The following is a 22,805-nucleotide window of genomic DNA, read 5'->3' as shown; positions in this document are numbered from 1 at the left end:
ACCAGAACCAGAACCAGAACTTGAGCCAGAGCAACAACTTGATTTATCTGCGCAGAACCCTGCGATAGCTGATGCGGATTTAGATGAGTTACTGGCTGATTTAGATGTTAGTAATCTAGAGCAGACAGAGCTACAGGATGAAACATCGACTGAATCTAGTGAACTTGAATTAGATGCAACAGAACTTAAGTTTGCCCCAGGTGATGAGTCAGCATTAGATATTCAAGATGATACTCAAGCAGCAACGCAAGCAGAGACTGATGAAGATCCGTTAGTGGCTGAGTTATTAGCCGCTGAGCAACAAGATCAACTGTCGCAGCAAAGCAATGATGAACAAGATTCTGATATCGATGAACTCGATGCTCTTTTAGCAGATTTTGACGTTGATAAAATCGCTGATGAAGAAGAGGCGTTATTTTCAAACGATGATGAAACGATTTCAGAACAAGATTTCGATACCATGCTGGCTGACCTTTCAACCACCAATGAATCCGATACAACTGAAGACAAAAGCATTAATGCGACTAACAGCGAATTAGATGTTGAAGAGCAACCTGACAGTGAACTCGTCGCTAAAGAGTCTGGTTTCTTCGATGATCTAAAGTCTAAAAAAACCGGTGCGCCAGGTATTGATTGGGAAGCAGATTTATTTCAACAAGCTTCTAATCACCCAGCAGCTGAGCAAACTGAAGCAATAAATAACGACGATGATAGCTATCAATTAGTTGATGATAACTTAACTGTCGATGAAGCATTGGCCGCTTTAGATGCTCAAGAAAGCCTTAAAGCGAAAGGTGGTAGCGAAGACTTAGTCGGTCAAACTCCTGAAACCAGTCACGCAGCTGAGCCTTCAGAAGACATGCTGAATACCTTTGAGCAAGAAAATGGTTTCATCGATATCGACAAATTACTTAATGACGCAGACGAAGATGTTGAGTTGAGTGATCAATATAAAGATGTTGATGTAGATATGGGTGAAGTGAATGCACTCATAGGCAACGCCGAAATGATTGATGTTGACGATGAAGAAAATTCGGTTAATGCCAAATTAGACTTAGCTCGCGCTTATATTGAAATTGAAGACGAAGATGCAGCTAAAGCCATTTTAAAAGAAGTGCAAATTGATGGTAATGAGCGCCAACAAACTGAAGCGGGTAAATTACTTAACGGTATGAGCTAATATTCAGCGAATGTAGTGTGTTAAGTAGGCAACAAACATGATCAAACGGCGCAGCATGCATGCGCCGTTTTTTTTGTGCTAAAATGCGCGCTCTTTAAACTTGAGGGTTATTTCAATGCGTGTGGCGTTAGGTGTCGAATACGATGGTAGTCAATATTTCGGTTGGCAGCGACAGAAAGAAGTTACTTCTGTGCAAGCGAGAATCGAAGCTGCTTTATCATCAATAGCCAATGAACCAATTGAGATAATTTGTGCCGGTAGAACCGACTCTGGTGTTCATGGCACAGGTCAAGTTGTGCACTTTGATACGCAATCTACGCGTCAAATGTCGGCATGGACACTAGGCGTTAATGCCAAACTGCCTGATGACATTGCTATTCGCTGGGCAAAAGAGGTGGATGATACCTTTCATGCGCGTTTTTCTGCTACGGCACGTCGTTACCGTTATATTATTGATAACAGTGAATTTAGACCTGGCATTCTGCGTAATGGTTTAAGCCATTATCACTATGAACTTGACCATGAGTTAATGCATCAAGGCGCGCAGTTATTTGTGGGCGAGCATGACTTTACCAGCTTCCGTGCACTTCAATGTCAGGCCCACAGCCCAGTGAGAACCATTGAATTTGTTAATGTAACTCGTCAAGGCAGGTTCATCATGATTGATATTAAAGCCAATGCTTTTTTACATCACATGGTGCGTAATATTGTTGGTACTTTGATTGAGATTGGTCAATCAAACCAAAAAGTGGAATGGGTTAATGAGCTGCTTGCATTAAAAGACCGCAAGTATGCTGCGCCAACATCAAAGCCTAATGGCCTTTATTTAGTTGATGTGACTTACCCAGAGCATTATGGGCTACCCAAACCACCAATGGGTCCATTGTTTATGCTCGATTGAGTTTATTGCTAAATTAACACTCGAATAAAATCAGCTGCACGAATATATCCAGCACGAATATACTTAGCTCGAATATACTTAGCTCGAATATAAATAGAAAAAATAAGCATTGTTGCGTTAAGGAATAACATGGTTTCAGTGAATAGCAATCAAGCTATATCGGCCCCAGCAAAAGAGGCAAATTTGTCTCAATGGTTAGATTATTTACTTTCTATTCATCCAACTGAAATAGAAATGGGCTTAACGCGCGTCACTGAAGTGGCACAACGATTAGACCTGTTACACCTCAACTCAACGGTAATCACGGTCGCAGGCACAAACGGCAAAGGCACCACTTGTGCCATGATTGAGTCAGTGTTATTGCAAGCTGGTAAAACGGTTGGCGTGTATAGCTCGCCTCATTTAGTTCATTTCAATGAACGAGTACGTCTTAATCATAAAGATGTATCAGATGAGCAGTTAATTGCCGCTTTCACAGCGATTGAACAAGCTAGAAGTCAGCCGCAACAAACAGAAATTTCATTAAGCTTTTTTGAATACGCCACGCTTGCGGGTTTGTATATTTTTAAACAAGCGACACCTGATGTGGTGTTACTCGAAGTTGGCTTAGGTGGACGTTTAGACGCCACTAACATTATCGATGCCGATGCTTGTGTGATTACCTCAATTGATATCGACCATCAAGAGTACCTTGGTGATACCCGAGAACTCGTTGGCCGTGAAAAAGCAGGTGTCTTTAGACGTCATCGTTTAGCCGTTATTGGCGAGCCCGACGTACCGCATACGGTATTGGATTACGCAGCTGAAATTAGCGCGAATGTTTATCAGGTGAATAAAGACTTTAGTTATCATCTTAACGGTGATAAATGGCAATTTAGCGGTAAAAATGGCGCAATAAATTCACTCACTTTACCTAAGTTACCATTAGCCAATGCTGCTACGGCCATCGCTGTGATAGAACAAACTTGGCCTGAAATCAGTACTGCAGCTATCACTACAGGCATTGCCACAGCAAGGTTATCAGGCCGATTAGAACAAGTGTCAGATTCGCCAAGAGTGTTAGTTGACGTTGCTCATAATCCCCATGCGGCAAAGTATTTAGCGTCTCAATTGCAACAATATAAGCCGGCTCGCATTATTGCTTTGTGCGGCATGCTAAAAGATAAAGATGCATCAGCAGTGCTTACAGAGCTTAACGATACTGTGGATGAGTGGTACTTTACTAGCTTAGATGTTGAGCGCGGTTTAGATGCCAATACACTGGCAAGTTGCCTTGCAGCTAATAACGCAACCAATACAACTGCTGTGAAGGCATTTCAGTTTGATTCGATAGATCAAGCTTGGCAAAGTGTCAGTGCAAATATTACTGCAGATGATGTGGTAATTGTTTTTGGCTCATTTTACACTGTGGCTGGCTTTAGCAAAATTTTATAAAGGAAATAAACATTTGTCTGCTCAATTTCAAAACCGATTAGTGGGAACGGTTGTTATCGTAGCGCTTGGGGTGATTTTTTTACCTGACTTGCTCGATGGCAAAAAACAACGTGAAATCGAAGAGTTTACCGAAATTCCGCTGCGCCCAGTGATTAATGAGCAAACCAGCGATGTCATTGGCGAAGGCTACACACCTGAAACATTTGAAGTGGAAGAAATTGCCCAAACTCAAGACTTAGGAGCCTCTGAAGATTCGTCTGAAAAAGTCACTCCAGCTGCCACTACTGCCTCTGATAGAACGTCCTCAGATAAAAGTGCATCAACTAGTGCCAAAGCAGCATCTGCGACATCAACACCTGTACAAGTCGCTAAAGCAAAGCCAGAAGTTAAAAAAGTCGAGCCTATTAAAGCGGGTTATACCTTACAACTTGGCGGCTTTAATAATGCTAAAAATGTTGAAGAGTTAGTCAAAAAACTCAGACAAAATGGTTTTACCGCATATACCTTGCCAGCTAAACCGATAGATGGCTCGCTAACAAAGGTATTCGTAGGGCCTGAACTTTCTGCTGAAAAACTCAAAACATACCAGAAAAAAATCAATAAACTAAATGGTCTTCAAGGCAAAATTGTTCAATACAATCCCCTAGAAAACTAACTATTCACTATTGTTTGGTACAGCGCAAAGTCAATTTATCTAGCAGTTGGTGAGAAAGTTTTCTGTCTCTGTTAGAATCGCGCCGTCTTAACATCTATACCGGATCCCCATCTCAATGGTTTGGATTGATTACGCTATTCTCATCGTCATCGGCTTATCAACTGTCATCAGTTTGATCCGCGGATTTGCCAAAGAAGCCATGTCTTTAGTGGTATGGTTCGCTGCCTTCTTTATTGCCAGCCAATTCTATCAAGACTTAGCCGTTCATTTAACCCAAATGAACGATGAAATGACCCGCAATGGTGTTGCCATCGCCGTGTTATTTGTCGCCACGCTTATCTTGGGCGCATTAGTTAATTATTTATTAGGTCAACTGGTTTCTAAAACCGGTTTATCAGGCACCGATCGAGTCTTAGGCTTGTGTTTCGGTGCGCTTCGCGGGGCATTAATTGTCAGCGCTATCTTATTTTTTCTGGATGCTTTTACTGGTTCGCCAAGTCAAGACTGGTGGAAAGAGTCAGAACTTGTACCCCAATTTGGTGTCGTTATTCAGTGGTTTTTTGACTACTTGGAAAACACATCTAGCTTTGTACCCAAAATATAAATATAAAACATCTTACAATGAGGAAGCTTACCCATGTGTGGTATCGTCGGAATAGTTGGTCAGTCATCGGTTAATCAAACCATTTATGATGCATTGACCGTGCTTCAGCACCGTGGTCAAGATGCAGCAGGTATTGTGACTGTTGACAAGAGTGCGTTTCGTTTACGTAAGGCAAATGGATTAGTTAAGGACGTTTTCGAAGTTAAACATATGCAGCGCCTGCAAGGTAAAGCAGGTATTGGACACGTTCGTTATCCAACTGCGGGCAGCTCAAGTGCTTCTGAAGCGCAGCCGTTTTATGTTAATTCACCGTTTGGTATTTCATTAGCCCATAACGGTAACTTAACCAATACAGTTGAGTTAGCTGAAAGCTTAGTGAAAAAACGTCGTCATGTTAACACCACCTCAGATTCTGAAGTGTTATTAAACCTACTTGCTGATGAGCTTCAAGAGACTCGTAGTTTAACCTTAAGTGCCGATGAAGTATTTGACGCTGTTGCTAAAGTGCACGCGCAAACTCGTGGTGCTTACGCCGTAGCTGCAATGATCATTGGTCAAGGCTTAGTGGCATTTCGTGACCCATTTGGCATTCGTCCGTTAGTGTTAGGTAAGCATGAAACACCAACGGGTACTGAATACATGGTGGCATCAGAAAGTGTTGCATTAGACGCTGTTGGCTTTGAAGTCATGCGTGATGTTGCACCGGGTGAAGCGATTTATATTTCATTAGATGGTCAGCTATTTACTCGCCAATGTGCAGTAGACCCAAGCTATGCACCGTGTATCTTCGAGTTCGTATATTTTGCTCGTCCAGATTCTGCGATGGATAAAATTTCAGTTTACGGCAGCCGCGTGAACATGGGCGCAAAACTAGGCGCTAAAATTCAAAAAGAATGGGAAGATCATGACATTGACGTGGTTATTCCAATTCCTGAAACCTCATGTGATATCGCATTAGAAATCGCACGTTGTATGGAGCTTCCTTACCGTCAAGGTTTCGTGAAAAACCGTTACATTGGCCGTACGTTCATCATGCCAGGTCAACAAGAGCGTAAGAAGTCAGTACGTCGTAAACTCAACGCCATTAATACTGAGTTTAAAGGTAAAAACGTATTGTTAGTCGATGACTCTATCGTACGTGGTACCACTTCAGAGCAGATTATTGAAATGGCACGTGAAGCTGGCGCGAAGAAAGTGTACTTTGCTTCAGCAGCACCTGAAATTCGTTTCCCTAACGTGTACGGTATTGATATGCCAACGACCAATGAGTTAATTGCTCACGGCCGTGATGCTGACGAGATTGCAAAAATCATCGGCGCTGATGGCATTATCTTCCAGGACTTAACTGACTTGGTCGATGCAGTAGGCATGGAAAACCCTGAAATCAAGCGTTTTGAAACATCAGTATTCGATGGTCAATACATCACAAACGATGTTGACCAAGCTTACTTAGACCACTTAACGCAGTTACGTAATGATGACGCGAAAGCGAATAGCAAAGACATCGGCACTAACTTAGAAATGCATAACGTCTGTCATCCTTAATTTGTTATGACAGTTTGTGTGTCAAAAGCCAGCGAAAGCTGGCTTTTTTGTTTTTGAATAATGTAAAAACAACAGACCCTTGATTGTAAATAATTAGGGCCTGTTGATCTTTCAAGGTTGTTTTTGCAGCGAGTTGTTGGCCATTTGTACAAGGCAGAGACTTTGTGGTGTAGTTATTCTACATAAAAAGTCGATAACGCAGTAAAAATGACCAACAAACGCTGCCCGAAGGGTTCGACTAAAAGCGTTTTACTCTTTGTTGGATGAATTTTGCTTAGATGACTAGGCATCAACTCATCCGCCTCGATTAAAACGCTTTTACTTCGAACAAAGTTTAACCAGCAAAGATCAACAGGCCCTAGGGCTAAGCATTTTAATTTGTTAATTTACGCTGATAATTAAGATATGTACGGAGAGCCAAGCAGATGTCTAAAATTGAGTTTACTGCAGAACAGCGTGAACTGATGGTGCAAAAAATTCAAACCTATTTTGAAGATGAACTAGACCAAGATTTAGGTCAGTTCGATGCCGAATTTTTATTGGATTTCTTTGCCAGTAATATTGGTGCGCACTTTTATAACCGTGGCTTACATGATGCACGAGCCATATTCGAAGCTCGTATCGAGACCATTGATGAAGATATATACGGTATTGAGAAAGATATAAAATAGCTTCTCAAGTAAATCAATCATTTACTATTTGTACGACAAACTATTTACATTGTGCTTTTCCTCCCCTAGGTTAGTCAAAGAAACTCAATCTTAAATGATTCAAAATGGAGGAAAGACAATGTCTCAGCCACTTCGAGATGATATCCCACAAGAAGCATTTGATTGGTACGATGAATATGCCCACGGTGGCATGGATCGTCGAACCTTCATGAAGAAACTAGGTACCTTAGTCGCAGTCGGTTATTCCATGACTGTACTCACCTCAGCTTTGCTGCCAAATTACGCACTGGCTGAGCAGGTGTCGTTTAATGATGCTGACATTAAGGCCACTTATGAAAAGTTTACATCTCCATTAGGTCATGGCGAAGGCCAAGGGTATTTAGTTGTTCCCACTAATGTTGATTCAAGCAAAGCTGCAGTTTCTTTACCTGTGGTGTTAGTCATACACGAAAACCGAGGCTTAAACCCTTACGTTAAAGATGTTGCACGCCGTTTAGCCAAAGCAGGCTTTATCGCCTTCGCCCCTGATGCACTTTATCCTCTGGGTGGATACCCAGGTAATGATGATGAAGGCCGAGCGATGCAAAAATCTATGGATCGCGATAAAATCCAACAAGATTTTGTCGCTGCAGCAAAGTTTTTAAAATCTCATGAAAACAGTAATGGAAAACTCGGCGCTGTAGGTTTTTGTTTTGGTGGCTATATCGTCAATTATCTTGCTGCAGTCGAATCTGATTTGCTTACCGCAGGCGTGCCTTTTTATGGAACACCCGCTAAGAAAGAACTCCGAGAAAATATTAAAGCCTCATTGATGGTACAACTTGGTGAAGAAGATGAACGGGTTAATAAATCTTGGCCAGATTATGAAGCTGACTTAAAGCGGTTAAATGTGCCATACCAAATGCACATGTATAAGAATGCCAAGCATGGATTTCATAATGACTCTACATCACGCTTTGATGAAGCGAATGCAAAGCTTGCTTGGGACAGAACCATTGCATTTTTTAATCAAGAATTGGCTTAAGTCGCACTTGATGGCTCACTGAAATGTGGTGATGACAAGACATAAAAAAGCAGTGCAAGCACTGCTTTTTTTTATGCCATTGACTTAAGTGTTAACGCAAAGGCGTAAGTCTTTTAATCCTGATAGATGTAATGCGTGTTAATACACCCTTTAAGCTATCACCGACATTTAAAATACGCAGGTGAGCATATCCACAAGCTCAGTTTCAGTTGTTGGCATTTTAGCGAGCTCAATCATTTCAGGCGAACCGCCATTTAGCATATAAGCACTGGTTGTTAAGTGGTCATGGTGAAACCATTTACCGTTAACACAAACGTCGGTATAGCACTTCTCACATTGCTTCAATTCCATAACGGGCTCCTGACCTCATTTTCTGCGTTAACTAAAACTATCTCAAGAATTTGTTCGCAATCATGATCTGGATCAACTTTATTCCAGCTTTAATCAAGCAGGGGAAGATGATTTGATTGTTTAAAGAGGCTAAATAAGTCAATTGTATGGCTATTGGAGCTAATTTATATTGTTTATAAATCGATTATGAAAATTTACTACAATAATTGGCACGCGTTAGCGCGAGAGTTAGTCAGATTTGCTTTATAAATGTTATCTGGTGTTCGACACGAGTTATTTATATTCATTTATTGTTTTTGATAAATTATTTCTTGAATGACTATTAAAATGCACTGTAATTATATACAGTAAACTAATTCTGATGAAAAAGCCTGCTTAAAAGTGCTTTAACGATTTTTGATGGTTTGAACTAAATGATCCTTTATATTGCCGAAAAACCTAGCTTAGGTCGTGCCATAGCCGATGTATTACCTAAGCCTCACAAAAAAGGTGATGGTTACATCATGACAGCCAATGGTGATTGCGTGTCTTGGTGCGTGGGACATTTATTAGAACAAGCAGAACCCGACGCTTATGATCCCGCTTATAAGTCGTGGCAATTAGCTCACTTGCCAATTGTGCCACAGCAATGGAAGTTAAAACCTAAATCAAAAACACGCTCTCAGCTAAGCACATTAAAAAAACTGATAAAACAGGCATCAAGTCTGGTTAACGCAGGCGATCCTGATAGAGAAGGGCAATTACTGGTTGATGAAGTGATATCCCATTCTGGTATTAAAGCCGATAAAATTAGCCAAACTCAGCGGCTACTCATCAGCGATTTAAACCCTTCTGCAGTGAAAAGAGCATTAAACCAAATGCGCAGCAATAAAGAGTTTGTTCCGCTTTCAACTTCAGCACTGGCGCGTAGTCGTGCTGATTGGTTATACGGCATGAATATGACTCGTGCATATACCATTCAAGGTAGAAAGGTCGGTTATCAAGGGGTTTTGTCGGTCGGTCGGGTACAGACGCCAGTGCTTGGTTTAGTTGTTAGACGTGACGAAGAAATTGCTCATTTTGTGCCAAAACCGTTTTACGATGTGTTAGCTCATCTTATCACTCAAGAAAATCAAACCTTTACGGCTAAATGGAAACCCAGTGAAGCCTGTCAGCCCTACATGGATGAAGAAGGGCGAGTGCTGGCTAAAGGGCTTGCTGAAAATGTGGTTGGCCGTATCACTAATCAACCTGCAGAAGTCACAAAACTGGAAGCTAAGAGTAAACGTCAAAACCCACCATTACCTTACAGTTTATCTGCGTTGCAAATCGACGCTGCAAAGCGTTTTGGGATGAGCGCCAAGGACGTGTTGGATACGTGCCAAAGCTTGTATGAACGCCATAAACTGATTACTTACCCACGTTCTGATAGCCGTTATTTGCCGGTTGAGCAACATGGTTTAGCGCCGCAAGTTATTAATGCAATATCCAAAAATGATCCGTCACTAACTGCAAAAGCGGATTCACCAAATAGCAAACTTAAATCCAAAGCGTGGGATGACAAAAAAGTCGATGCTCATCACGCGATTGTACCAACAGAAAAAGTGACTAATTTGGCCAATTTATCCAGTAAAGAAGCCAAGTTATATTCACATATTGCCAGGCAATATTTAGCCCAGTTCTATAAGGCTTACTTATACGATGAAACTCAGGTAGAAGTGACTATTGCAGGTGGCTTGTTTACCACCAAAGCCAAGCAAGAAACCTCGTTAGGTTGGAAACAGCTGTTTGCTGCAAGCGATACGACTAAAAAGGATGATGACGAACTGGCGACCTTACCAGCACTCACTCAGGGTCAGTTGTTACATTGCACTCAGGGTGAGCTTCTTGAAAAGGTGACTCAACCGCCTAAACATTTCACTGATGCGACGTTATTGGGTGCGATGACGGGTATCAACCGCTTTGTGACCAACAAAGACGTTAAAAAAATCCTTAAAGATACCGATGGCTTAGGCACAGAGGCCACCCGTGCGGGGATTATTGAGTTACTGTTTAAACGCGGTTATTTGCAGCGCCAAGGCAAATCGATTGTAGCAACTCCTGTGGGTATTGGTCTGGTCAACTCATTACCAGAGTCAGCCACAACACCGGATATGACCGCATTATGGGAAAGTAGCCTGGATGCCATTAGTCAAAAGCAATTACGCTATGATGCATTTATGTCTCCTTTGCTAAACCAGTTGAATGACTTGATTACTCAAGCAGCGAATCAATTACCTAGTGCTCTGTCAGGTGTCACTGGCCCTGGTTATAAAAAGCGTCGCAGCAGTAGTTCAAGAGGCAGTAGTTCAAAAGGCAGTAGTACAAAAAGCAGTGGTTATAAAAGAAAAGCGTCTTCTTCCTCTTCTGGCAATAAAACGATAAAAAATACCACTAAGCGAGTATCGAAAAAAACCGCTAATTAGCTTAAATTAACTTATTAAATCGGAAGTATGTGCTTAGTTAAATTATTACTCCTGAGCTTAAATGAAATTTATGGATGAGTTACATGCAGCAAGGCGTTCACTTTTTTATTAAATCAACTTTAGTCATCTTAAGTGTATTGATGAGTAACATTTGTTGGTCGGCTGGGGGGTGGCAAGAAACATTTGCTGAATTGAATCTAGATAATTGGTCATACGTGCTTCACCCACAAGGCATCAATATTCTTCCTAAGCCTGCAGGGTTAAATCTGATTAATTCAGAATCAATTTCAGATATTACGAGTGAACCTAGTTCAAATTACGGTGCATTATTAACAATTAAAGGTGAACAATCTTACCTATGGCGTGGGATTGAAGCACTTAACCGAGTAGAACTACAACATAAACCCACCCATACTCGCCCAGGTCAAACAACCACTGTTAGCTGGCAATTTCTACTACCTCAACTATTTAGTGAAGATACCCATCAGATTGCTTACTGGGAGTCAGATAAAACCTACCGGCAAAGCTATCGTTTACAGCTTAATGGTTCACGCATGAGTTTGGTTTCTAATATCGCAAAATCAGTTGTTATAGATGGCGAAGCTGCGCAACCTAATACTAAGCAAGCCTTGTGGTATCTTGACGATATTAAAGCTAATACTTGGTATACGGTTACATTAGAAACATACTGGTCGATGACTGAAGGTCGCATAATGATGGCAATAAACAATCAGCCTCAAGTACATTTAACCCTGCAAACGCTTGTGGCACACGATGAGAATATGTTTATCCAGTTAGGCATTCTACGAGAACGTGCAGACCGAGTTGAATCTATTTGGTTAGATAACGTGAAAGTTGACCATTTTTAATCGACTGATTAATTACCGAACATTCATACTTGTATATTCTATATGACGACTCGTTAGCTAAATTCCTGTTAGTCATTACTCACTGCTCACTATTTATAACGCATAACGCATAACGCATAACGCATAACGCACTACTCACTACAAACACCTTACTCCTCATTTCTAGTTCGAGTCACTGTGGCTGATTTTGTTCATTTCGAAGCTAAATAATGCGTGGCGCAAAATGGTAACTTTGCCGTAGCTTCTCTCCTTATAATTTCTGCCATACCAAGATGATTCAACAACATCAAAATAAGGCAGGCTATGACAGAACAAATATCTTCGTCTATTGATACCACTGCAGCTAATGCTAAAGCAGGTTTTTTTAATCACCATAAAACAAAATTTTATATTTTATTGACGCTGCTGGCGGTCATTTGTGGCTCGGTATTACTAGCAAATGGTTTTACCGTTCATCACAAAGATATTCCAGCGGATTATTGGACCACCACTTCAGCGTTAAAGGGTAAGTTGCTGGACACTGAAATCTTTATTGGTGCATTAACCATGATGTTGGTCGTGACTATTTGCTTAGCAATTTGGGGTTACTGGAAACTTCATTCTCTACCCAAAAAGCATGCTGAACATACGGGGCAAGCAAAATTGATTTTCTGGTTATGTACTATCGGCTTTTTTTACAATGAATTGTGGATAGCTGCCATCTTAATTGTTGTCACCGACTGGAAGAAAATTTCTGCAGTGATTAGGACCTGTTGATCTTTGCAGATTAAGTTTTGTTCGAAATATAAGCGTTTTAATTGAGGCGAATGGATTGATGCCTAGTCATCTAAGCAAAATTCATTCAACAAAGAGTAAAACGCTTTTAGTCGAACCCTTTGGGCAGCGTTTGTTGGCTATTTTTACTGCATTATCGACTTTTTATGTAGAGCACTACACCACAAAGTCTCTGCTTAGTATAAATGGCCAACAATTCGTTGCAAAAATAACCTTGAAAAATCAACAGGCCCTATAGGGAGACAAGCATAATGAAAGAACTATTGTATCCATATGTACTTATTTGCTGGATTTTAATTAAAACTGGCTTAGTAAAACGCACGACGGCTAATTATATTTCTATGATTGTTGTAGGTGTGCTGATTAACCTTGCAGTGTTCTTTGCTCATCGATTCTATTCTCCTGTGGACTTAACTGATTCATCGGTTGTGAGAGCACAAACAGCGGTTTTAAGCCCGATTACAGAGTCAATCGATAAGTATTATGTTAAGCACAATCAGAAAGTTAAAGAAGGCCAGTTACTCTACACTTTGGTGAATAATGAAGAAACCAATAGCCTTCGCCAGATTGAAGCTGAGATTAATAGCTTAGACGCTGATATAGCACAAACTGAGCAGGATTTAACAAGGTTAACTCAAGTTAAAAATGTCGTGGCTAAACGAGACATTGATAAGTATCAAACAAGGTTAAATGCGATGAAATTTGATCGTGAATCATTAGTTGCCCAGCAACAACAAGCTGAGTTTGAAAATAGCCAACTAGAAATTCGCGCTCCTTTTGATGGCGCAGTAACACGCATTGATACAGCAGCAGGGTCAAGAATTGGTAATATTCAACTGTGGAATACTGAAACTAAAATCCTTGAGATGCGTATACCCGATCAGCTATGGAACCGAGTAAAGCAAGGTCAATTTGCCGAGTTTTATGTAGATGCATATCCTGGGCACATTTTTAGAGGGCGAGTTCACTCAATATCTTTAGCTACGGGGGAGGCAAGAGGCAGTCACGGCAGTCAAGAACAAGGCGTCGCTCAACAGTTAGTCAATAACTCAAAAAATATTGGTCGAACAGTGCTGATTGAGTTTAGCGACCCAGAAGGCATTGAAATTCCGATTGGCGCACGAGGCTCAGCCTGGATTTCTACTGAGAAACCTTTTTCACTGCTAGGCCCGATTGATATGTTAGGGGCCGCAACACTCAGGCTTAAAGCATTGAAAAGCTTCTTTGGCGCTTTTTAGGTATTAGCTTAATAACGGGTAAAATAATATAGCGGCTTAAGCACTGGATTGAATGACTGAAACGAACAGCTGAAACGAATAGCTGTAACCAGCAGCTATTCGAATGAGTTAGTCAGGTGCTTCATGTAGTAATATGTTTGTGTATTGTTGTAATGTGGTTAATATAAATGAGTGATTAATCTTTTTTTATAAAGTATCAATATATTAGAGGTTTATAATGTCAGCAGAAACAACCAGTATTGCCACACCTTTGCATGGTTTTAATAGTCCCCAACGTTATTTTGTTGGTTATACTCTCGCTGTTTTAGTCGATTTGACGGTGTTAAATCTACTTGCTGAGTACTGGCAACATATTAGTGTCTCGTCTTTCTCAATCTCATTATTAGTCGCCATTCTGTTGCAGTTGCTGTTAAAGCTAACCATAGCCTTTGAACATAAGTTAGCTGACTACTTCAAAAGTAAACCTGGCACTGCACCTAAGGTATATCGCGCGCTAAGTACTTGGGCGATTTTGTTCTTTTCGAAAATCATCATGCTTGAAGCCATTAACTTAGCCTTCGGCGACAGTATTACCTTTACTGGCCCATTTGACGGTATCGTTGCTTTCTTTGTTTTAGTGTTTGGTATTTTGATTGCAGAATTTATGGTATCGAAGATTTATTTCTCGCTTCGTGACAAACCTAACGATGAAACTGAAGGTGCGGCCGCAGCCAGCTAGCGATGAGTGGGGATTTAGCTTTGTTGGTGAATGATTGAAATAAAGCATACTGACCACTGAATTTGAGGCAAAAAAAATGAGTAATTCAATTAAGGATTACTCATAAAAAATTCACTAGTTCACAACATAAAGGGCGGAACAGGCTAGATTATGCCCGTTCTTACTTAACTGAAAATTAAATTAGCCTTTCATATTGTGATCACAAGCAGGTTTTAGCTTAAATATTATATTATCTAAGACTCTTTTGGCGATTCAATGAGATTAGCTTATCTAACACCCGCTCGCCATCGATACGAATACCATTGTGCTCATATTCTGATGTGAGCCAATATTTCAAGTTATCAACTAATTGCACCGTTTCTAGGCTGTAGTTCATATCTACATACATGTCTTCGCTATAGATGGCAGCACTGACAGGAACAGTGTTTTGCATCAGCACATCAACATCATATAAATTGCTCCAATCAGCTTTTTCGGCAATGGCATTTGCTAATGCTTTAAGAGGCTTTAATTGATTAAATTGCTCAAACATCCACGGGTAAATCATTTCGCCAGTAAATAATAAGCGTTGTCCTCGCTGATAATTAAACTGTTGGAACTGTTCTCTAACACGATGGGCAGACCAATTTGCACCTTGCTGATGGAACTGTTGGCAGTAAATCGACTCATGCATTAAAGCGAAAATAGGGTTGGTGTTATAGTCTAAAAATTGACTAAATTGATGTAAGAAAAGCGGATTAATCTGTTTACCTGAGCCTGTTTCAATCAAGGCTTGTTCTAATAAATAGTAAACGGCTTCAGGCCCTTGCTCCATACCGATATTCACACCCAGTAATTGCAACATCTCAACGGTGAGCTGTTCGCCTGTGGCTAATGTGACCTGATTATTATCGATGAACTCAGCTAACTCAGCGGTTAATTGCTCAGCATCTTTAAAGCGGTGATAAAAGTCATTATTCTTTTTTATCACTCGCTGGTAAGTGGCTTTATAAACATCATCAGCTCGACGGGTTAACGACGGAATACCACCAGTAATGAAGGCTTCTTTAATTGAATCAGGTGCAGCAGATAGATAATGCAGTACGCAGAAACCACCAAAGCTTTGGCCTAAAATACTCCACTGGGTATTGTTGGTTAATTTAAGGCGAATGAATTCAGCATCTCGAATGATATTATCAGCGCGAAATTGACTGACATAATCCACTTGTTCATCGACAGATAAATGCTCAAGGGTTGCGTGGTTGATAAGGCTTGAAAGCCCTGTGCCGCGTTGGTCTAGCAAGATCACTCGATATTCTTGTAGCGCACGTTTAATCCAACCTGAGCTTTCAATCGGTCTAACAGCCCCAAATCCTGGGCCACCTTGAAAATAAACCAGAAAGGGGAGATCTTTTTGCTGGTTTTCTGTGCTGACAATTTCACGGGCAAAGACGGTGATTTTTTCCCCTTCTGGCTGCTGATAGTTGAGCGGAACCGAGAAAAAATGTTTCTTGGAAACAATACCTGAAAGAATGCTGTCCATTTGCATGCTGTACCTGTGATGTGAATAGAGTCTTAGAAAGGGGATATTGTAGAAAGCTTAACTATCAATCACAATGAAAACTTATCGCAACCAGTGTAAGTTTTGTTAGCGAAAGCTAATTTATGTTCCTTTAAATTTACACTAGCTAGAAGTCTATTCACCGTGAGTCAATTAAAGCTGATATTCCCTTTAGCAACGCAGCACTAGCAGTTTAAGCTACGACTTTGCATCATACGTAAGGGCTAATCTGAGTTTTTTATAAATATTTAAAAGATAGATCAAACTTTTTTGTGCTATTTGAAGCATAATAAGCTCAAAGCAAACGCCTGCTACTGTAAGGAAATAAGCAATGAAATATCAAATCATTCCAGTCACCCCGTTCCAGCAAAATTGTAGTGTGATTTGGTGTGACAAAACCAAACTTGCAGCAGTGGTTGATCCTGGCGGAGATATTGACAGAATCGTATCTGAAGTCAGTAAGTTAGGCTTAAAATTAGAAAAGATTTTATTAACCCATGGCCATATTGACCATGTTGGCGGAGCTAAAACTCTCGCTAATCAACTTAATATTCCTATTATCGGCCCTCATGTGGCTGACAAGTTTTGGTTAGAAGGTTTGGCTAAACAGAGCCAAAACTTCGGATTTCCGCACATTGACTCGTTTGAGCCGACGCAATATTTAAATGAAGGTGATAATGTCACTGTCGGTGAGCAAACATTATCAGTGCTGCATTGCCCTGGACACACACCTGGACACATTGTATTTCATTCGTCTGAGTCACAAATTGCTTGGGTAGGGGATGTTTTGTTTAGAAGCTCAATAGGTCGCACTGATTTCCCGCAGTCTGATCATAAGCAACTGATTAATTCAATTACTCAAAAATTGTGGCCATTAGGAGAGAAAGTTAACTTTATTCCCGGACATGGCCCAATGTCGACATTTGAAGAAGAACGTCAGCATAATCCATTTGTTGCTGATCAGTTGTTGGCCTAATCGCTTACATTAAACTGGCTTTTATTAAACTGGCTTTTATTAAAGTGGCTTATATTAAAGCCGCTTACATTAAAGTCGCTTTAGACAGTTTGTTCAACCGAGTCAGTTTCGCATAAACAGTTACATTTTTTATCCTTTCCTTCGTATATTAGCAAACCAGCGAGTAGCTTGACTCGCTGGCAAGTTATATTGATATATCACCTCGAGTTGCAGCATTAAATTCCCAGTAATCTTTGCATTATTGACATCCTTTGTTAGCTTATGTTGAGCCTCGCTGAAATGTGAGGGCTACGACTGGGTAACGATTTGATGCTCCCTCTGGACAAATTGCTGCTACAGAAGTGAATTATGGACTGATTTAGCAGGCAGGGACTATGGCGCATCACTTACTTTCATTACTCGACTCATGGGCTGAAAAACCGCAATTGGAATGGGCGTTAGCTGTCATCACGTCAGTTGAAGGTTCATCTTATCGCAAAGCGGGCGCTATCATGTTGTTTGACCCACTCGGTAAAACGTTGGGAATGCTCAGTGGTGGCTGTTTAGAGGCTGATTTACGTCGTCATGCTCAAGATGCGATTCAAACTCAACGTATTGCTCATATTACCTATGATGCTACTGATGAAAACGATACGAGTTACCAACTCGGTTGTGGTGGGCTTGTTAATATCATGATGGTGCCATTACTGGCAGATAACCAATACCTTGGTTTGCCAGAACTTCATCAGCAGCTTACTCGCGGTAATCAGGGACATTATCAATTATCTCTCAATGACAACAAGAGCCATGCAGGAGAAATGTCAGGTAAATTCATTGCATCCAATGCTGCGAAACATGACAGCTTCGAACCCTCCTCAAAAACGCAGCAGCTCACTAAACAGAGTGCTAAACAGATCACAAAGCGGATATCATTAGATGGGCAAGATTATTTATCTGTCCCTGTGAGAGCGCCTTATCATCTGGGGATATTTGGTGGTGGGTTAGATGCTCAGCCGTTAGCCGCAATAGCTGCCGAGCTTGATTGGAAAATTACCGTATTCGATAGTCGCTCCGCCTATGCGCGCAGCTATGACTTTCCTGCTGCAAAAATCAATAAAACACCACTTACTCAATTGAAAACAGAAGAGCTTACTCAACTCGATGCTGCAGTGGTGATGAACCATAACTTAGACCTCGACTGCGACGCCCTTAAAGCGCTGCAGCCTACCAATATTGATTACATTGCATTGTTAGGTCCAGGGCATAGGCGGGATAAAGTGTTTGGCTTAGCTGAGTTAACAGAGCAAGATTTCAGTGGTTTCTTTTCAGCGCCAGCAGGGCTTGCACTTGGCGGTGAACTGCCTAGTTCTGTGGCGTTAAGTATTTTATCTCAGTGCCATGGCGTGTTACATCACCGCATTAGCAAGCAGGCAGAATTGAGTCGTTTAGATAAGGTGATGTCCTAGTGACGTTTTTATCTAAGCCCCCTAAAGTGGTCAGCGTGATGTTGGCTGCAGGTCAAAGCACACGATTTGATGGTGCAAAGCTTGCTGCCATAGTATCAGGCCCAGAAGTGAATGACCCAGACCCACAAGCTAACCCCCACAGTCTACTGACTCACAGCCTATTGGAATTAACCCAGGCGGCTGAGCAAATAGATATTGGTAAACCTTGCGTTATCTTAGGCGGACATATCGATGTGTTATCGCCATTAGTGCCAATGAATACACCGATACTCATCAATAAAGACTGGCAATCGGGCATCGCCAGTTCGGTTGCCATGGCGGCAAAATATGCCCAAGCCGAAAAAGCCGATGCTCTGTTGTTAAGCCTTGCAGATCAAGTGGCTGTTTCCCATTTACATTATTTAAGCCTATACCGTGTGTTTTGCCTTTTTGGTCAAACCACCGCGGCTTATTATCAACAAAACCCGGGTGTACCTGCGATATTTGTTGCTGAAGACTTTGATGCCCTTCAGCAGCTCGAAGGTGATGCTGGGGCTAAAAAACTATTAAAACAACATTTAACTAATCAAACCTTGGCCGTACTTCCGTTAGAGCAAGCCGCCATTGATATTGATACCCAAGCCGATCTTAGCTGGTGGTTGGCCAACAAGGAGTAAGTGATGACGCAACAAACGCAAACACTTGAAGTGAACGGTAAAAGCTTCACCTTAGATGCAGATCCAAACATGCCAATTTTATGGGCGCTGCGAGATATTTTAGGTTTAACAGGTACCAAATATGGTTGCGGTGCAGGCCTTTGCGGCGCGTGTACCGTCCACATTGATGGTGCGCCAGTTCGCGGCTGCTTAACCAGCATAAAACAAGCGGCGGGTAAGTCAGTAACGACCATTGAAGGGCTTGAAGCCGATAAGCTAAAAGCCGCATGGGAGAAACATAACGTACCGCAATGTGGCTACTGCCAAGCAGGACAACTTATGTCTGCGGCTGCGTTACTTAACACCACAGCCAAACCGTCTGAAGCGCAAATTGATGATGCCATGTCGGGTAATATTTGCCGCTGTGGCACTTACCCTCGCATAAAAGCTGCAATTAATACCGCTGCTGAAAACAGTAAAGTGGAGGCATAACCATGACCACATTTACCGCAGTTGAAAACATTAGCCGTCGTAACGTGCTAAAACTGTTTGGCGCAGTGGGCGGAGGCTTAGCCTTAGGCGCATCTGGCTTAGCGTGGAGTCCCATGGCAATTGCTCAAGGGGATGTTGCCCAAGGCAAGCAAGCGCAGCTGAACATCTTTATCGCCATTGGTGAAGACAATAAGGTGTATTTAACCTGTCACCGCTCTGAAATGGGTCAAGGTATTAGAACAGGTGTGCCACAAGTCTTAGCCGATGAGCTAGAAGCTGAGTGGGATCAAATCGTTGTGGTTCAAGGTTTGGCTGACGAGCAATATGGCAGTCAAAACACCGATGGTAGCCGCAGTATCCGTAAGCATTATCAAAAAATGCGTCAAATGGGCGCAACAGCAAGAAGCATGCTAGAGCAAGCAGCCGCTAACCAGTGGCAAGTGTCACCGACAGATGTGTATGCCAAAGCAGGTAAGATTCATCATAAAACTAATGGTAAAAGTCTGTCATTTGGCGAGCTTGCCATTGCAGCCTCAGCACTTACAACACCAGCACTTGATAGCGTGGCGTTAAAGCCGGCGTCGAAATTTACTCATATCGGAAAATCGCCCACCATCGTAGATATGGACGATATGCTTAACGGCAAAGCTGAATATGGTTTTGATGTAAAAGTAGCAGGTATGGTACACGCCTCAATTACTCGACCGCCAGTATTGGGCAGTGATGTAGCGACTTTAGATGATAGCGCTGCTCGCAAAGTGGCAGGGGTATTGGATGTGATTCAAATTCCGATATCAAAAGGCGCGCCGTTATTTCAGCCCCTTGGTGGTGTTGCGGTTATTGCAACTAATAGCTGGAGTGCGCTGCAAGGCCGTAAAGCACTAAAAATCACCTGGACAGACTCTGCAAACAGTCAATATGACTCGGATACAGATTTAGCTGCGCTTGTTAAACGCGTCGGTGAGTCAGGTACGGTTATTCGTCAATTGGGCGAATCAGTCAGTGATTGGAGTGACGATAATAGTTTATCAGCAGTTTATACTGTGCCGTATTTGACCCATGCCATGATGGAGCCGCCAGCGGCCGCTGCATCAGTGACTAAAGACGGCTGCGAAATTTGGGCATCAACTCAAACACCACAAAGCACCCAGAAAAATGTTGCTGGGGTTTTAGGCTTAAAAGATGAGCAAGTGAAAGTGAATGTCACCTTGCTAGGTGGTGGTTTTGGCCGCAAGTCAAAACCTGACTTTAGCGCCGAGGCAGCGTGGTTATCACAAAAAATCGCTAAACCAGTCAAACTGCTATGGAGCCGCGAAGATGAAATTCAAAACGGTTACTACCATGCTATTAGTGCGCAGCATTACCAAGCTAAGTTAGATGGCAATAAAGCGCCAACGGCGTTACTTGCCCGCACAGGTTTCCCATCGATTAGTTCAACCTTTGCCGAAGGCGTTGATATGCCATCAGCAGGGGAGTTAGACCTTGGCTTTTCTGATATGCCGTTTAATTTAAGCCAAATTCAGCTTGAATCAGTCAAAGCCACTGCCCATTCACGAATCGGTTGGATGCGCTCAGTGTGTAATATTCAGCATGGCTTTGGTGTCGGCAGTTTTGTCGATGAGCTTGCAGTAAATGCAGGTAAACCTTGTATTAGTATGTGGCGTGAGCTGCTGGGCAAACCGCGACATGAAAAGCTTGAAAACCAAGTGGTGAAATACGGTAATTATGGTGAAACCTTAGAGGATTTCCCTATTGATATCGGCCGCTATTTAAGTGTGATTGACGCAGTAGAAAAGGCCATGGCAAAACAGCCTAAAATCGAAGCCAATCAAGGTTGGGGATTTGCAGTACATCGCAGCTTTGTCAGCTATGTTGCAGTAGCCACATTAGTTGAAATGGACGGCGATGAGCTCAAGGTATTAAAAAGCATTGCGGCGATTGACGCAGGCACGGTGGTCAACCCAGATAGGGTACATTCGCAAACCGAAGGCGCCATCATATTCGGCTTAAGCTTGGCGATGATGGGCGAAATTAGTTATAAAGACGGTAAAGTCGAGCAATCTAATTTCCATAACTATCCACTGCTACGCATCGGCCAGTCACCTGAAATCGAAACCATTATTGTCGAGTCAGATGCAAAGCCTGCAGGAGTGGGTGAACCCGGCGTGCCACCCGTGGCACCGAGTTTAACCAATGCCATATTTGCAGCCTCAGGTAAACGTTATCGCGATTTACCACTGAGTAAAGTCCTGAAAATGTAGTTCCAACATTTAAAGTAATATCAATGCCCAAGCTAGGTTATAGCTTGGGCATTTTTTCTGGAAATGAATAGGTGGGAATATATAGGTGGGAATATATAGGTGGAAATAAGCAACGAACTTGGGCATTTAAGTTACCTGTATATTGTCAGAATCTACTGTTTGGCCGTGTATTATTAAAGTGTATTAATATGGTGAATTATCAAATACATATCAGCATCACATAAATGCAAACTTTGCTTCTCGTTATGTAAATAAAAAATGCTCACTTTCTATTATCATCACGCCTTAAGCTTATGAAAATGAATAACTTTTTTAATATGGATATTTACATAACGACCCAAAATAATTCTCGGTTATCTCAATTCTCGGTTTTATCCACTATTTAGTCGATTGATTTAAATTTTGATGGCTGTTAAGTTATTAAAATTATTAATAAATTAAGCTGAAAAGTGATTGAGTATTGGTAAGTAGCCTAGGGGTGTTTATCGGAATTCTCGCTAATAAGCTGTTATAACTTTTGGCTAATGTAGTGAATAAACTCGAAGATGCAATCTATATTCTTGATGGCTTAGCTGGTGATTTAACCGGTGGGGTTTTGCTATTAAAGGAAACAAGGAGAGGTGAGCTTCTTGCGAACACTTCAATACAGAATAAGCATATATTTAGAATAGCTTTTACTTCTTTATTTATGAACTGCTCAAAGTATGTCGAGTTTTGCAAAAAGTATGGGGAGTTATTAAATAGTGAAGTATCTGAACTTTCCACTCTTAAAAATAAGTTTCATAATGAAATACTAGATCGGGGAATCGTTTCGTTTAGAAATGACTATATTGGCCATATTCATTCAAGAAGCTTGAAACGCCCTTTAAGTCATAAAGAAACGCAATCAAAACTTGAAAGCTGTATTGGCGGAGAGGATTCATTACCGTTTCTTAACTGGATCTATCCAGATGATGTCGAAAGCGTAGATAAAAATACGTATTTGGTGGGTGCTATTCAACAATTACACGAAGCTTTGCAAAAAAAGTTATAACAGATAAGGATAGGC

General features: G+C 41.5%; 21 protein-coding genes and 1 pseudogene. 19 read left to right on the top strand and 3 right to left on the bottom strand.

What is annotated here, in order from left to right; all coding sequences use genetic code 11:
- The 6 genes from AB4153_RS18020 to purF all read left to right on the top strand — a co-directional run.
- Positions 1-1,180 (top strand): FimV/HubP family polar landmark protein (locus AB4153_RS18020; RefSeq protein ID WP_371998306.1); only part of this gene is annotated, 1,180 nt, incomplete at its 5' end.
- Between the two features lie 115 nt (positions 1,181-1,295).
- On the top strand, positions 1,296-2,081 hold the full coding sequence (gene truA / locus AB4153_RS18015) for a tRNA pseudouridine(38-40) synthase TruA (protein ID WP_102527174.1): 786 nt from the start codon (positions 1,296-1,298) through the stop codon (positions 2,079-2,081).
- Positions 2,082-2,210: 129 nt separating this feature from the next.
- Positions 2,211-3,515: a bifunctional tetrahydrofolate synthase/dihydrofolate synthase gene (gene folC, locus AB4153_RS18010; protein ID WP_371998305.1), complete on the top strand. Its 1,305-nt coding sequence runs from the start codon at positions 2,211-2,213 to the stop codon at positions 3,513-3,515.
- A 13-nt stretch (positions 3,516-3,528) separates the two neighbouring features.
- Positions 3,529-4,170 carry a cell division protein DedD gene (gene dedD, locus AB4153_RS18005; protein WP_371998304.1) on the top strand — a complete coding sequence of 214 codons (642 nt, stop codon included), beginning with the start codon at positions 3,529-3,531 and terminating at the stop codon, positions 4,168-4,170.
- A gap of 115 nt (positions 4,171-4,285) precedes the next feature.
- A complete protein-coding gene (locus AB4153_RS18000) occupies positions 4,286-4,774 on the top strand; it encodes a CvpA family protein (RefSeq protein ID WP_102527171.1) in 489 nt (162 codons plus the stop codon).
- A 33-nt stretch (positions 4,775-4,807) separates the two neighbouring features.
- On the top strand, positions 4,808-6,319 hold the full coding sequence (gene purF / locus AB4153_RS17995) for an amidophosphoribosyltransferase (protein ID WP_102527170.1): 1,512 nt from the start codon (positions 4,808-4,810) through the stop codon (positions 6,317-6,319).
- 92 nt (positions 6,320-6,411) lie between these two features.
- Here purF and AB4153_RS17990 read toward each other — a convergent pair.
- Positions 6,412-6,609 (bottom strand): annotated as a pseudogene (locus AB4153_RS17990) (hypothetical protein); the annotation flags it as partial.
- Between the two features lie 135 nt (positions 6,610-6,744).
- Here AB4153_RS17990 and AB4153_RS17985 point away from each other — a divergent pair.
- A complete protein-coding gene (locus tag AB4153_RS17985; protein ID WP_102527169.1) occupies positions 6,745-6,990 on the top strand; it encodes a DUF2164 domain-containing protein in 246 nt (81 codons plus the stop codon).
- 118 nt (positions 6,991-7,108) lie between these two features.
- Positions 7,109-8,014, top strand: a complete 906-nt coding sequence (locus AB4153_RS17980; RefSeq protein ID WP_371998303.1) for a dienelactone hydrolase family protein — start codon at positions 7,109-7,111, stop codon at positions 8,012-8,014.
- Between the two features lie 168 nt (positions 8,015-8,182).
- Here the strand turns inward: AB4153_RS17980 and AB4153_RS17975 are convergent, their stop codons facing one another.
- Entirely contained in the window at positions 8,183-8,365 is a 183-nt protein-coding gene (locus tag AB4153_RS17975; protein WP_102527167.1) for a hypothetical protein, read from the bottom strand.
- Between the two features lie 413 nt (positions 8,366-8,778).
- Here AB4153_RS17975 and AB4153_RS17970 point away from each other — a divergent pair, with 413 nt between their 5' ends.
- The 5 genes from AB4153_RS17970 (at position 8,779) to AB4153_RS17950 (ending at position 14,408) form a co-directional block, all read left to right on the top strand.
- Entirely contained in the window at positions 8,779-10,809 is a 2,031-nt protein-coding gene (locus AB4153_RS17970) for a DNA topoisomerase III (protein WP_371998302.1), read from the top strand.
- Positions 10,810-10,892: 83 nt separating this feature from the next.
- Complete coding sequence (locus tag AB4153_RS17965; RefSeq protein ID WP_157936198.1) at positions 10,893-11,678, top strand: heparin lyase I family protein; 786 nt, start codon at positions 10,893-10,895, stop codon at positions 11,676-11,678.
- A 303-nt stretch (positions 11,679-11,981) separates the two neighbouring features.
- A complete protein-coding gene (locus tag AB4153_RS17960) occupies positions 11,982-12,434 on the top strand; it encodes a hypothetical protein (RefSeq protein ID WP_371998301.1) in 453 nt (150 codons plus the stop codon).
- Positions 12,435-12,703: 269 nt separating this feature from the next.
- Positions 12,704-13,690, top strand: a complete 987-nt coding sequence (locus AB4153_RS17955) for an HlyD family secretion protein (RefSeq protein WP_371998300.1) — start codon at positions 12,704-12,706, stop codon at positions 13,688-13,690.
- A gap of 217 nt (positions 13,691-13,907) precedes the next feature.
- Positions 13,908-14,408, top strand: a complete 501-nt coding sequence (locus tag AB4153_RS17950; RefSeq protein ID WP_102527162.1) for a hypothetical protein — start codon at positions 13,908-13,910, stop codon at positions 14,406-14,408.
- A 229-nt stretch (positions 14,409-14,637) separates the two neighbouring features.
- Here the strand turns inward: AB4153_RS17950 and AB4153_RS17945 are convergent, their stop codons facing one another.
- Positions 14,638-15,936 (bottom strand): alpha/beta fold hydrolase, encoded by a 1,299-nt coding sequence (locus AB4153_RS17945; RefSeq protein WP_248956891.1) that lies wholly within the window; start codon positions 15,934-15,936, stop codon positions 14,638-14,640.
- A gap of 343 nt (positions 15,937-16,279) precedes the next feature.
- Between AB4153_RS17945 and AB4153_RS17940 the strand changes: the two genes are divergently transcribed.
- From AB4153_RS17940 to AB4153_RS17915, 6 genes are all read left to right on the top strand, one after another.
- The gene (locus AB4153_RS17940) at positions 16,280-16,924 is read left to right on the top strand and encodes an MBL fold metallo-hydrolase (RefSeq protein ID WP_102527160.1); all 645 of its coding nucleotides are present in this window, start codon (positions 16,280-16,282) and stop codon (positions 16,922-16,924) included.
- 374 nt (positions 16,925-17,298) lie between these two features.
- Positions 17,299-18,369, top strand: a complete 1,071-nt coding sequence (locus AB4153_RS17935) for an XdhC family protein (RefSeq protein ID WP_371998299.1) — start codon at positions 17,299-17,301, stop codon at positions 18,367-18,369.
- On the top strand, positions 18,369-19,025 hold the full coding sequence (locus tag AB4153_RS17930; RefSeq protein WP_371998298.1) for a nucleotidyltransferase family protein: 657 nt from the start codon (positions 18,369-18,371) through the stop codon (positions 19,023-19,025). The genes AB4153_RS17935 and AB4153_RS17930 overlap by 1 nt, the downstream gene beginning before the upstream one ends.
- Before the next feature lie 3 nt (positions 19,026-19,028).
- Positions 19,029-19,496 carry a (2Fe-2S)-binding protein gene (locus tag AB4153_RS17925; RefSeq protein WP_102527157.1) on the top strand — a complete coding sequence of 156 codons (468 nt, stop codon included), beginning with the start codon at positions 19,029-19,031 and terminating at the stop codon, positions 19,494-19,496.
- A 2-nt stretch (positions 19,497-19,498) separates the two neighbouring features.
- The gene (locus AB4153_RS17920; protein ID WP_371998297.1) at positions 19,499-21,757 is read left to right on the top strand and encodes a molybdopterin cofactor-binding domain-containing protein; all 2,259 of its coding nucleotides are present in this window, start codon (positions 19,499-19,501) and stop codon (positions 21,755-21,757) included.
- 529 nt (positions 21,758-22,286) lie between these two features.
- Positions 22,287-22,790: a hypothetical protein gene (locus AB4153_RS17915; RefSeq protein ID WP_371998296.1), complete on the top strand. Its 504-nt coding sequence runs from the start codon at positions 22,287-22,289 to the stop codon at positions 22,788-22,790.
- Positions 22,791-22,805 lie beyond the last annotated feature (15 nt).

Origin of the sequence: Shewanella sp. 10N.286.52.E4 (genome assembly GCF_041468785.1) — a bacterium.
Classification (GTDB): Bacteria; Pseudomonadota; Gammaproteobacteria; order Enterobacterales; family Shewanellaceae; genus Shewanella; species Shewanella electrodiphila.
The sequence above is the reverse complement of the archived record's forward strand: the minus strand, read 5'-3'. Positions and strand labels throughout refer to the sequence as shown.

What these genes read in the sequence shown, in the direction of transcription:
- truA (WP_102527174.1), top strand. Translation starts at nt 1,296, where the DNA reads ATGCGTGTGGCGTTAGGTGTCGAATACGATGGTAGTCAATATTTCGGT.
- folC (WP_371998305.1), top strand. Translation starts at nt 2,211, where the DNA reads ATGGTTTCAGTGAATAGCAATCAAGCTATATCGGCCCCAGCAAAAGAG.
- AB4153_RS18000 (WP_102527171.1), top strand. Translation starts at nt 4,286, where the DNA reads ATGGTTTGGATTGATTACGCTATTCTCATCGTCATCGGCTTATCAACT.
- purF (WP_102527170.1), top strand. Translation starts at nt 4,808, where the DNA reads ATGTGTGGTATCGTCGGAATAGTTGGTCAGTCATCGGTTAATCAAACC.
- AB4153_RS17985 (WP_102527169.1), top strand. Translation starts at nt 6,745, where the DNA reads ATGTCTAAAATTGAGTTTACTGCAGAACAGCGTGAACTGATGGTGCAA.
- AB4153_RS17980 (WP_371998303.1), top strand. Translation starts at nt 7,109, where the DNA reads ATGTCTCAGCCACTTCGAGATGATATCCCACAAGAAGCATTTGATTGG.
- AB4153_RS17975 (WP_102527167.1), bottom strand. Translation starts at nt 8,365, where the DNA reads ATGGAATTGAAGCAATGTGAGAAGTGCTATACCGACGTTTGTGTTAAC.
- AB4153_RS17970 (WP_371998302.1), top strand. Translation starts at nt 8,779, where the DNA reads ATGATCCTTTATATTGCCGAAAAACCTAGCTTAGGTCGTGCCATAGCC.
- AB4153_RS17965 (WP_157936198.1), top strand. Translation starts at nt 10,893, where the DNA reads ATGCAGCAAGGCGTTCACTTTTTTATTAAATCAACTTTAGTCATCTTA.
- AB4153_RS17960 (WP_371998301.1), top strand. Translation starts at nt 11,982, where the DNA reads ATGACAGAACAAATATCTTCGTCTATTGATACCACTGCAGCTAATGCT.
- AB4153_RS17955 (WP_371998300.1), top strand. Translation starts at nt 12,704, where the DNA reads ATGAAAGAACTATTGTATCCATATGTACTTATTTGCTGGATTTTAATT.
- AB4153_RS17950 (WP_102527162.1), top strand. Translation starts at nt 13,908, where the DNA reads ATGTCAGCAGAAACAACCAGTATTGCCACACCTTTGCATGGTTTTAAT.
- AB4153_RS17945 (WP_248956891.1), bottom strand. Translation starts at nt 15,936, where the DNA reads ATGCAAATGGACAGCATTCTTTCAGGTATTGTTTCCAAGAAACATTTT.
- AB4153_RS17940 (WP_102527160.1), top strand. Translation starts at nt 16,280, where the DNA reads ATGAAATATCAAATCATTCCAGTCACCCCGTTCCAGCAAAATTGTAGT.
- AB4153_RS17935 (WP_371998299.1), top strand. Translation starts at nt 17,299, where the DNA reads ATGGCGCATCACTTACTTTCATTACTCGACTCATGGGCTGAAAAACCG.
- AB4153_RS17925 (WP_102527157.1), top strand. Translation starts at nt 19,029, where the DNA reads ATGACGCAACAAACGCAAACACTTGAAGTGAACGGTAAAAGCTTCACC.
- AB4153_RS17920 (WP_371998297.1), top strand. Translation starts at nt 19,499, where the DNA reads ATGACCACATTTACCGCAGTTGAAAACATTAGCCGTCGTAACGTGCTA.